We start from the raw sequence: 11,649 nt of genomic DNA, 5'->3' as shown, positions 1-11,649 counted from the left end.
GTACACCGCACCGCACAAACCGCACCCCACCGCACCCGCAGTCAGGAGGAACCACCGTGGGCAGTTCCATGGAGGAGAGCATCAACAAGTCGCTCGCCGAGTTCGAGGAGCGCCGCGCCCAGATCATGGAGCTGCAACGCGAGTTCCAGAGCGCAGCGGTCACCTCCACCAGCAAGGACCGGACGGTGGAGGTCACCGTGGACGCACAGGGCGGTATCACGGGACTGCGCTTCCTGAACACGAAGTACCGCACCATGCCGTCCGCCGAACTGGCGGCCGTGCTCATGCAGACGATCGGTGACGCCCGCGCGCAGGTGGCCCAGCAGGTGCTGGAGGCCTTCCAGCCGTTGAGCGGGAAGCAGCTCGGCGGTGGCGGTGCTGGAGGCGGCGGCCTGGACTGGGAGCAGTTGTTCGCACCGCTGCGGGCGGAGGGGATGACCACCCCGCCCGTCCGGCCCCCTTCGGGCAGTGGTCCCGCACGCACCGCACTCTCCGACGAGATCACCGAGGACGACGAACCCGCCGCCCCGGCAGCCCCTTTCCCCACCGACCGGAAGGACGAACGATGAGCGCCCTGAACGCCTCGACCCACGGCATGAAGGCGGGGGCCGTCACGACGAGCGATGTGTCCGCCTATGTCCACGAGATGATCAAAGACTTCACGCAGGGTGTCCAGGGCTGGTCCTCCTACGCGGGCACCGATGAGATCGGCGCCGCGTTCCGCGAGAAGTACGACCAGTCGGGACGCGCACTCGCGGACGCGGTCACCGGCTACGGCACCGCCGTCGAATCCAGTGCCCAGACCGTTCTCGACGGGGCCGCCCGGCTGCAGCACACCCAGAACAACGCGAACGGTGCCATGCCGCACCACAGCGGGAAGAAGTAGCACCCAGTGGCGATCCAGATCCCGTCGGAGTTCAAGTCCTTCATGGAAGTGCTGAGCGGCATGAAGATGCCCGACGGCAACGAGGACAAGATGTTCGCGCTCGCCGGCGTGCACCGGGATCTGGAGAAGCGGCTCAACGATCTGCCACAGATGCTCAACGACTGCGTGTCCTACACCGCCGGCTCGTTCAGCGGCCCGGCCGCGCAGCAGTACCGGGAGGCGATGGCGCCCTTCCTGAACAGCACCGGCATCGACTACATCAAGTCGATGTCGGGACAGGCCGCCATGATCGCCGAGTTCACCTCGGACACGGCGACCCAGATCCAGTACGCCAAGTACATGATCATCGCTCAGTGCATCGAGCTGATGCTGGAGCTGGCCATCGCGCTCGCGCTCGCCTTCTTCACCGGCGGCGCCTCGATCCTCGAGTATCTGGCGAGCCGCGCCGTCGTCGAGTTCTTCATGAAGAACATGCTGGCCAGGATCCTCGGCCAGATCCTGCTGCACGAAGTCATCAGCATCGGCATGGGTGCGGCGATGGACAGCATGGTCCAGTGGATCCAGTTGCTGCAGGGCACCCGGGACCACTTCGACACCAAGTCGCTGATCGAAGCGGTGAAGTTCGGTGCCATCCAGGGTCTGATCACGCTGCCGATGGGCGCGGTGGGCGGGCTGCTCGGGAAGGGTCTCGGCAACCTCTTCGGCAAGAACATCTCCAGGGAGATCAGCAACACGGTCGGCAACACCCTCGGGAACAAGGCGTTCGGCAAGGAGTTGGGGGACATCCTCGGCCCCGCGCTGACCCGCGGAAACGGCCCGCTCAGCGAAGCGGCGGCCAACGCGCTCACCAGGAACGTCGGGAAGGCCTTCGCCGACCGGCTGGGCACCGCGGGCGAGCGGGAGATCGCACGCGCAGCAGGTGAGAAGTGGGCCAGAGAACTGCTGGGCAACTTCGGGAAGTCGACGCTGCCCGCCGCTCTGCGAACCTCGCTGGCCGGGCTGGAAGGCGTCATCGGCAAGGACCTGATGAAGGCGCTGAGCAAGGGCGTGCCCGACACGCTCGCCCGCGATCTGGCCCGCTCGTTCGGCAATCACCTCGGCCAGGGCCTGACCGAGGGCGTGACCCAGGTACTGGCCGAGGGCACCTACAACCTCATCTTCGGCGAGAACCACACCTTCGAATCGTCCGCGCTGACCTTCGGCTCCGGTGTGGTCGGGGGCCGGCTCGGGCATCTGGCGGAGACCGCCGGCAGTCATATCGGCGTCGGGCTCCACGAGAAGGTGTTCGGCGGGCCACCGCAGGCAGCGGGCATCGGTACCCCTCCCACAGGGCTCACGGCGGGCTCCGGGAACGGCGGGACAGCGGCCGCCGCGACGACCGGCGGCGACACGACAACGACACAGGCCCCGACCACGACCGGCGATTCCACCACCGGAACGGGGACCGACGAGACGCTCCCCGTGCTTCCCCTCAGTGAAGTGACGGACAGCGACTGGGAGGAGTACTGGGGTGCGCCGGACGCTCATTCCGGCGCGGATGACTCCACGACGGACAAGGGCGACGGGGAGAGCAGCCCTCCTGTTCCCGTCATGGCGGCACCGATCGCCGTTCCCACGGCCTCCGGACCGGCCAGCTCGACTACTCCTACGACCCCGACGACCGCAACCCCGGGGAACGCGGGCCGGACCGTATCCGGACAGCAGGAGAAGCCCGGCGGCACCCCCGTCGCCGCGGAGACTCCCCGCAGCACCGGCACCGGCACCGGCAGCGGTGCGTCCGAGGGCGGCGAGAGCTCGCCGACGCCGATCACCACGACGGACTCCTCGCCGGACCTGAACCCGGACGTGACGCCGGACGTGACGCCGGATGGAACCCCGGACGGGAATCCGGACGGGACGCCGGATTCCCCCCGGGTTCAGCCGGACACCGAGTCGGGGGAGCTGCAGTACCTCGCCGTCGGAGACGACCACCACACCGCGCCGCCGGAAACCGAGGCGCCCGTCTCCGTGGCCACGACGTCGGCGAACGACCCCACAAGGCCGCCCACCACGCCACCGACCGAGCCCCCCGCCGCCGTACAGCCACCGCCGACCAGGATGCTGGGAGCCCTGCCGGGCACCCAGACCGCACACGCGCCGGATGTGACCACGCCGCAGGATCACTCCCAGACCCCCGTCGTCACGGCGACGCCGGACGTCGCCGTCGTTCAGCCCCCCGTTCAGCCCCCGGTGCAGGCCCCGCCGCTCCTGCGGATCGCCGGCCGCTACTACGTGCCCACCGAGGGCCCGAGGGCGGGCGAATACACGTGGCAGAGCTACGAGGACTCGGCGACGGTGAAACTGCTGGGGCCGAACGGCGAGGAGGGCCTCACACCCGACAAGGTCACCGACTGGTTCGCGGAACACGGCATCGCGCTGCCGCCGGGTGGTATCCGGGACGCCCTGGACCACTTCCTCTACGACACCGCGCGGGACGCTCCCGTCGTCTACACACCTGATCAGGCGCGGCAGTTCAGGACGGAACTCGCCGCCCAGTCCTCGGCGAAGCACGCCGAGGCGCAGGAGCGGGTCCTGCAGGCGGTGTCAGGGCTCGCCAGGAGGATCACCGAGACGTATCCACCGGAAGAGCACGTCTACATCGGGCTCGGACGCAGTCCGGGCGCGGTGATCGCGGCACTTCAGGTGAACGCGACCACGGAGACCCAGGCCCACTCGATACCCCTGTCGGCGTTCCGTCCGGGGCCGGAGAGCCCCGGCTCGATCCAGTACCAGGCGTTCCTGCAGGGGCCCCAGCGCATACCGTCGGCTCCCTTGACGCTCGAACAGCGGGACATGCTGTTCGCTCACTTCGACGAGTTCGTCCCCGAGATCCCGCTCGGCAAGAGCGTGGTGCTCATCGACTACACCCAGGGCGGCCTCTCCCTGTTCGCGGCCGAACGGTTGCTGGGTGAGTACTTCGTCGACAAGGACCGGACCGACGTCGTCGTCAACTCCCTCGCCCTGCACCAGGACATCAACACGGACAGCATCCACCGCACCTACGCAGGGATCGGCAAGCCCCGGGGCATGTTCCAGGACCCCGGCGACTGGTTCGCGAACACGTCGGCCCGCGAGGAGTGGGCACGGCGGGTCGAGCTGCTCTCCCTCCGGGCGGACGGAGAACTCGGCCCGGACGGAAAGGTGCTGGGGGAGTCCTTCAAGCACGAGGCGTTCGACGGGCTCTCCGAATTCGGCTCGTACAAACTGCTGGAAGTGGACCCGGCGACCTTCGATGCGGAGCGGCCCCGGCGCGTGGACGGTGAGCAGGCGACGGGCTACCACCAGACGCTCAAGCGCCAGCTCGGGGAGAACCAGGACGTCCCCGCCCCGATCCACACCACCAGCGAGGAGCCGACGGCACCGACCGCTCTCCACAGCCCTGACCAGGTGGGCGCCACACACCCGGACTCCCCGCACCCCGCGCCGGATTTCGGCGACCGGCAGGTGGTGTTCAAGGGTTCCGTGCAGGAGCAGATCCGGCAGGTGACGGAACGGTATCCGTGGCTGCCGGACGTGAACCCGCACCGGGACACGATCGAGGAGGCGCGGACCAACTGTCTGCTGACCGCGATCGCCACCGACATGTCACTGGCGGAGAACGTCGGCCACCAGGCGCCGCCCGCGGAGCTGAGTCCGGCCGACCATCTGGCCAACTACCGGCAGGACCGCCCTCCGCTGCCCGTGCACTCGTACGAGGACGTGGTGGCGGCGATGCACCAGGCCGGTCCCGGCGCGCGCGGCATGGTCGTCATCGGGATCGCCGGCGACCCCGTCGCGCACGTCCTCAACGTCGTTCACGACGAGAACGGCATCGTCTTCCTCGACGGCCAGACCGGCCTTCTCGCCGATCTCCCGCATGCCCCCGACCGGCTGGAGTTCTTTCCCACCCACGGCGATTTCAGCGAACCGACCACCCCGCACCATGAGGGCGTACCGGACGGCGGAAGCGGGCCACTGGGCGCCATCGTCAGCAAGAACCGCTGGCCGGCGGATGTGCCGTCCGAGAAGCAGTGGAAGAGCTCGTCAAGTGTGGCGCTGGCGTCCCGGCCGGACGCGCTGACCGCCCTCGACCACGCCGTCACCGCCTTCCACGCCGCCCCGTCGGCCACACCGTCCGAGCGCCGGAGCCGGCTCGACGCCCTGCAGACGGCCGTCGAGAGCTGGGAGGACAAGCACCGGACGTTCACCGGCGAGGAGATCACCGAGAAGCGGGTGGGCGCGGTCCGGGACCTGCGCGGCTCGGTGGACGCGGCGCGGGTGCGGCTGGCTCTTGACCTGCGGGGTCCGCAGGCCGGCGACCCCCTGCCGTTCGTGGAGTACCGCCGGGTGGCCGTTTACTCCGCCGGTGCCATGACCGAGCGGGACGGGACGTTCCTGGGGGAGTCGAGGACGGACTACGAGGCGGCGAGGCAGGAGCTTCCCGGCTCGGCCCGCGAGGCCGACATCCGGGTCCGGATGCTGGAGACCAGGATCCGGGAGGCCCACGCCGACTTCGTGCGCAAGCAGGAGGCGCATCCGCCGGGTGAGGACCTGCTGGGTCTGTTCACCGCGCCCGAGTGGTTCTTCAAGCGACCGGAGATCCCCTTCACCCTCGGGGAGAAGGAAATGATCATCACGTCGATGCTCAACCTGAGCGCGGAACTCCCCGGGCTGCTGATCGTGCCCGGATCGACGGTGTGGTCCGAGCCCGGCACGCCCGGGAGCGTTGCCGCCGACGGGCAGGTCTTCCGCGGCGACACCACGTTCAAAGCCGGTACGTCCGCTGTGCTGAACGGACGGCTGGTCCATGAGACGACGAAGAAGTCCGAGGGCATGGACGTCACGGGCTATACGCCGGACCGGGACACCCGCCGGACCATGGGCCCGGACCGGGCGGCCGTCGCGCAGAAGCGAGGTGAGGACTTCGCCCATGACTTCAACCGCGCGGGATCCGGCGTCACCGACACGGCGGCCTTCACCGTCGGAAACCGGACGATCACCGTCGAGATCTGCCTCGACCACGCCAAGAGCCGGGCGTTCGACGAATTGAGCGCAGCCCCGAAGGCCGATCTCCAGATCGTTGTCTCGCACGGCGCCGCACTCACCCGTTCCGCCCTGCGGGCGGGCGGTATCGCCGTCCACAACGATGCTTCGGACCACTCCGGGAACACGGCCGGCGCCGTCCGCTCGGTGCACCGGGTCGACGACGAGGCCATGGTGCACTTCCCGCGGCCGCCGGGGAATGCCAGGCCGGCGACGGAGGTGCGTGAGTTCCACACGTACGCCGACGTGCGCAACCTCGACATGGGCATCCACGACCTGCCCGGCGCTGCCCAGCACCTCCTGGGTGCCGTGTCCGGCGGCCACCACCTGCCGACGGTGGGAGCGGAACCGGATCTGGGCACGCAGCGCGTCGTGCACGGGGGCTCGTCCGACGAGCTGACCCGCGCCGGGCTGGTGGAGCGGGACTATCCGTGGCTGCCGGGCGTGAACCCGTTCCGGGACACGATCGAGCAGGCCCGGACGAACTGTCTGCTGACCGCGATCGCCACCGATCTGTCGCTGTCCGAGGGCGTCGGCCACCAGGCCCCGCCCAGCGAGCTCAGCCCCGCCCACGACCTGGCCAACTACCGGGACCGCCCGCCGGTCACCGTCACCTCGTACGCGGAGGTCGTGGCGGCGATGCACCAGGCAGGGCCCGGGGCCCGGGGCATGGTGGTGGTCGGGACCGCCGGCGATCCCGTCGCACATGTCTTCAACGTGGTCCACGACGAGAACGGTGTCGTGCTCCTCGACGGCCAGACCGGGCGTCTCGCCGACCTCCCGCCCGCGCCCGACCGGCTGGAATTCCTCCCCACACACGGCGACTTCCCCGAGCGGGACCCGTCGCCGCACCACGTGGCGGACGCGGGCGGCGACGAAGGACGGGAGGGGCCGCTCGGTGCGACGGACCGGGACAACCCGTCGGTCAGCACGCCGCCCAGGATGCCGTCCACCGCCGAGTGGAAGGCGTCCTCGGAGGTTTCGGGCTCCTTGAGGTCGCGGCGACTGCGGGACATCGATGCCGCTCTCGACGCCTACCACGCACCGTCCGGATCGGAGCGGACACTCACTCCGCAGGACCGGCTGAGCAGGCTCGGCACCGTACAGAAGGCCATCGAGGCCTGGGAGAGCACGAAACGGGACTTCACCGGAGCAGCCGTCGTCAGCGACCGTTCCGGCGCGGTCGCCGGGCTGCGGGGATCGGTGGACGAGGTCCGCAGGAACCTCACACTCGAACTGCGGTCGTCCCTCGCCCCCGATCCGGGTCCTGCCCGGCGGTTCGAGCGGATCGCCGTCTACGGGGCCGGCGCCATGACGGACCGGAACGGTGCCTTTCTCCGTGAGTCGGAGGCCGCGCACGACCGCGTCATGACACGACTGCCCAGCACGGCCACCGAGGTCGACATCCGCATCGAGATGCTGAGCGACCGGGTCCGCGAGGCGCACCGTGATTTTCTGGTGCGGCAGCGGTCGGAGGCCGACCCGGACGCCCTTCTGGGGCTGTTCACCGCCCCCGAGTGGTACTTCAAGCGCCCGAAGGTCCCGTTCACCCTGGGCGAGAAGGAAATGATCATTACGTCCATGGTCGCCCTGAGCCGGGAGCACCCGGATCTTCTGATCATTCCCGGGTCGACGGTGTGGGCGGAGCCGCACCCTTCCGGGAACGGCATCGTCATCAAGGCCGGATCGTCCGCGGTGCTGAACGGCCGGCTGGTCCATGAAACGACCAAGATGCGGGAGGGACTCGACGTCGACGGCTATACCCCCGGCCGGGAGGACCGCGCCGACTGGAAGGAGGACCGGAAGCGGCAGGCGCAGGCCCTGGCCAACGATCTCTACAACGGGTTCAACGCCGCGGGCAGTCAGGTCACCGACAGAGCCACGTTCACCGTCGGCAATCGCACCATCGCTCTGGAGATCTGCCAGGACCACAACAACCGGCGCGCGGTCAACGAGCGGACTCCCGCCGATGTCCAGATCCTCGTGGCGCACGGCTCCGATCTCCGCAACTCCGCTCTCCGGGACGGTGGCATCGGCGTCTTCAACGACGCCACCGACCACAGCACCATCATCGAGGACCCCAAGCCCGTAGGGGCGATGCGTCAGGTGAAGGTCGCCGACGGCGCCGAACGCCCGAACGCCTCCAGACTCCTGACGAACCGCACGCGATTCATCGAGTACGGCGATGTGGACTCCCTCTACATGGGCGTCTACGACCTGCCGGCGAACCCGGAACCCGTCCCGGGCGCCGTCGCGGAACCGGTTCCGGACACCGTTTCCTCCGACGGCCTGCTCGGCAGTGCCTGGAACATGAGCACACTCTCCTCGGAACTGCCGACGGAGACCGGCGGTCCCGGTTCCACGACGGCTTCCACTCGTCCCGGTTCCCTCGCCGACGAGACGTTCCTCGCCATCATCGGCGGCCAGGACACGGCAGCCCCGGAACACCCACAGGGCACGAAGCGACTCCGTGACGCGGACCCGGACGCGCACACCGATCCGTCGCAGGAGACGCCACCGGCCAAGCGCCCGTACACCGACGCCCCCCAGGGCGACCGGGGACTCATCGACCGCGGACTCGTGCCGCCCACCCCGGAACAGCACCGTGCCCTGAACGACCACGTCGCCTCGCTGAACCTCGCTGACGGCCAACTGCCGGACGTCACCCCCGAGTTGCTGCGCTTTGTCGCACCCACCGAGGACCGGGCGAACTGTCTGGAAGCGAACCTGTCCCTCTGGGACACCCTCGACGGCCGCCCCCGCGCGGCCGGCACGCTGCCCGGCAGCAGCCCCGAGCGGCTCGCCGTCTGGTCCCTGAGCAAGCTCCAGGGCCCCGCCTGGCACTTCGGCGAGGGCCCCCAGGGCATGGAGCAGGTCCGCACGCTCGTCCGTGACGGCGGCCCCGGCACCCGTGCTCTGGTGCTCGTCGCCGGAAACGGTGAGGTCGGGCACGCCGTCACGGTGCTGCACACCGCCGACGGGCGGATCCAGCTGATCGACCCCCAGCAGCGGACCGTTCACGACATCACGCAGGGCGACACCACCCCGCCGCTGCCCGACGACTCGTCGCGGCACAGCGTGTGGGCGCACGTCCGTGACGGTGACGGCATGCTGCTCAGGGGTGAGGGACAGTACGACGAGTCGCTGTACCACGACCATGCGGAAGGCACGTCGGGCCGTGACTTCGGCATGCTGCCCGGCGGGGAGGGCGAGGGCCTGCAACGGCTCTTCCCCCGGCGGCCGGCCGTCGAGCTTCCCGGCTGGAAGGCAGCCGCCGAGTCGTTCGAGACCCGGGTCGCGAAGCACGCCTACCGGCTGAGCAGGGGTGCCGGCCCCGCTCTGGACACCAACTCGCCGGTCACCAAGGCCCTCGCACGGCTCAAGAACGGGCTTGACGAGTTCTTCGGTACCGCGTCGGCGGTCGTATCCCTGCGGCCGTTCCTCAAGAACGACCGTGGCAGTGCGGGCCAGATCCAGCGCACCGGTCTCGCCGACGGCCATGTCGTGGAAATGCTGACGGGCGGAAATCCGCGGGAGAAGTTCACCGCCTTCTACAACGCCGCCTACTACGCCTCCAACGCGGGAACTCCCGCGGAGGACCGCGGGTTCAAGAAGGCCCTGATCGAACTGATGAGGACCGAGGACTGGGCCGCCGCGGGAAGAATGGGACTCGACGTCGACGCGTTGAAGTCCTACCGGGCGCAGCTGTACGGACCGCGGCGGGAGAACTTCCACGGTTTCCTGGAGCGGGCGCTCCCCGGGCAGGCCTACATGTTCGCCAACGATCCCTTCGCGCTGGGCAATCTGATCCTGTCGAAGGACGGTGCGACCTCGAGCCTGGTCGAGATGGTGCTCAGCCAGATGTACCGCACGGCCCGCCCGGTGGACGACCACGAGTTCGGTTCCGGGAAGCTCACACCGGCTCAACTGGAGCGGCACGAGGCCGAACTCAGCGGGCGGGAACTGCGCTTCCTCCAGGACCATCAGGAGCTGGTCCGCATTCTCGGGGTCGACCTCGCCGCCGCCGAACTCGCCACCGTCCCCCGACTGCCCAACGGACTGCCCGACATCGAACAGATCATGCGCGATACGCCGGGGGCGGTGAACGTGAGGTACCGGGCGTCGGTGGAGCTGCCCGGAGCCTTCGAGAGCCATTTCACCCTCCACGAAGTGACGGTCCTGGTGGAGGCGCGGATGCGGCCGCGGGAAGGTGACCTCCCGCCGTTCATCAACGGACTTCCGGTCTCGGGGCCGGAACTGCCGCTGAGGTCGATCGGAGGCGAGGCCTACTACACGCTGGCCGAGTCCCGCTGGACCCGGGACATGGAGCAGCGCGGCATCCCCGTGATCGCGGGACTGTCCGGCACCACGACGAGAATGCTCAGCGCGTTCCAGTGGCTCAACGTCAGCGGCGCGACCCAGGCGGAATTCCTGGTCGGCCTCATCGGCTGGATGCGCCTGCACAACGACCACTCGCTGTACGAGATCCTGCGCGGCGCGCAGATGGCCGGTTTCGAGGGGGAGGGCGGCCGGAAGTTCGACCTGACCGACGCGGCGTCGATGTACCGCAGCCTCAGCGCGCTCGGACCGGCCTTCGACATGCGGACCTTCCGCGAGATACCCGTGGCCGACCGGCTGGGACCGGACAACCCCGACCCGATCCCCTGGCGGTACGGCCTGCTGCCGCACGAACTTCTCTACCGCGATGCGGCGCACAGCCCCGAAGGGTTCCTGGCGCTCGAGCGTGATCCGCTCGATCCCCAGGCGGACGATCCGCTGGAGCTGGCGACGGATCTGACACGGGAGCTGTTCGAGGAGAGCGTGACCCCCGGAAGTTCGGGAAACACCGAACTCGCCGACTGGTTCACCGCCCACCACCTCGATGCGGCTGACCTCGTGGTGACCTTCAACAAGGCGCACATCATCGCGCTGCTCGCGTACACCGGAAGCAACCACACGCTGATCAACCTGGCGATCGAGAGGCAACTGGGCGCGGACAGCAGGGTTCCGCTCCTGGACTCGATCTCGGTCGCCGCTCGCCTCAAGCTCCGGGGTTTCGTGGCCAAGGAACTGGCGGGGACGGATCCGGAGCTCCCCAGCATGTTCTTCCACGACCGGGCCGTGGCCGAGAACATCAGGGACTTCCACGCGGCTCCCGCGACCGACCTCGTGACGAGAGGCAGACTCGAAGCGGAGCTCTACGCGAGGGTCGACGAACTCCTGCCCCGCATCGTCAAGGAGGCCAAGCTGCACGCCGACATGGCCGTGGAGGCGCTCCGTATCCTTCCCGGCGCCACCGCCGGACCCTTGTGGCGCGGTGACTGGGCGGCCGGCGCCGACACGACGTCACTCGGGGTCCTGGGTTCGCTGATGTTCACCTATTCCGGTGACACCGTGACGACCAGCAGCATCGCGAGCAGCAGCACCGACCATGACGTTGCGCTGGGCTTCGCGACCGACAACCCTTTGCTGCCCATGACGCACCGCGTGCTCCTGGAGATCACGCCGAACGGAGCCAACGGGCGGGACATCCACCCCTTCTCCGCGATCGACGGGGAGGGGGAGGTCACCTTCCTCCCCGGTGCCCGGTTCCGGATCACCGGGCGGGAGTGGCGAACGCGGTACGTCCCAGGGCCGAACGGCGCGCTGGAGCCACGGAAGTACGAGCTGATCACCTTGACGGAAGTGTGATCCGCCGCGCG

General features: G+C 69.2%; 3 protein-coding genes. All 3 read left to right on the top strand.

The features are described 5' to 3' along the window. The first annotated feature begins 56 nt into the window (after positions 1–56). The 3 genes from G3I60_RS06080 to G3I60_RS06070 are packed head-to-tail and all read left to right on the top strand — an operon-like array spanning position 57 to position 11,638. Entirely contained in the window at positions 57–569 is a 513-nt protein-coding gene (locus G3I60_RS06080) for a YbaB/EbfC family nucleoid-associated protein (protein WP_138355671.1), read from the top strand. Further along, the gene (locus G3I60_RS06075; protein ID WP_138355673.1) at positions 566–886 is read left to right on the top strand and encodes a hypothetical protein; all 321 of its coding nucleotides are present in this window, start codon (positions 566–568) and stop codon (positions 884–886) included. Before G3I60_RS06080 ends, G3I60_RS06075 begins: the two co-directional genes overlap by 4 nt. Positions 887–892: 6 nt before the next feature. Continuing rightward, positions 893–11,638, top strand: coding sequence for a toxin glutamine deamidase domain-containing protein (locus G3I60_RS06070; protein ID WP_164606760.1), 10,746 nt, complete (start codon positions 893–895; stop codon positions 11,636–11,638). Positions 11,639–11,649 lie beyond the last annotated feature (11 nt).

This window comes from Streptomyces sp. SID13666 (assembly GCF_010548325.1).
Classification (GTDB): Bacteria; Actinomycetota; Actinomycetes; order Streptomycetales; family Streptomycetaceae; genus Actinacidiphila; species Actinacidiphila fildesensis.
This window is presented reverse-complemented; position numbering and strand designations above follow the sequence as displayed.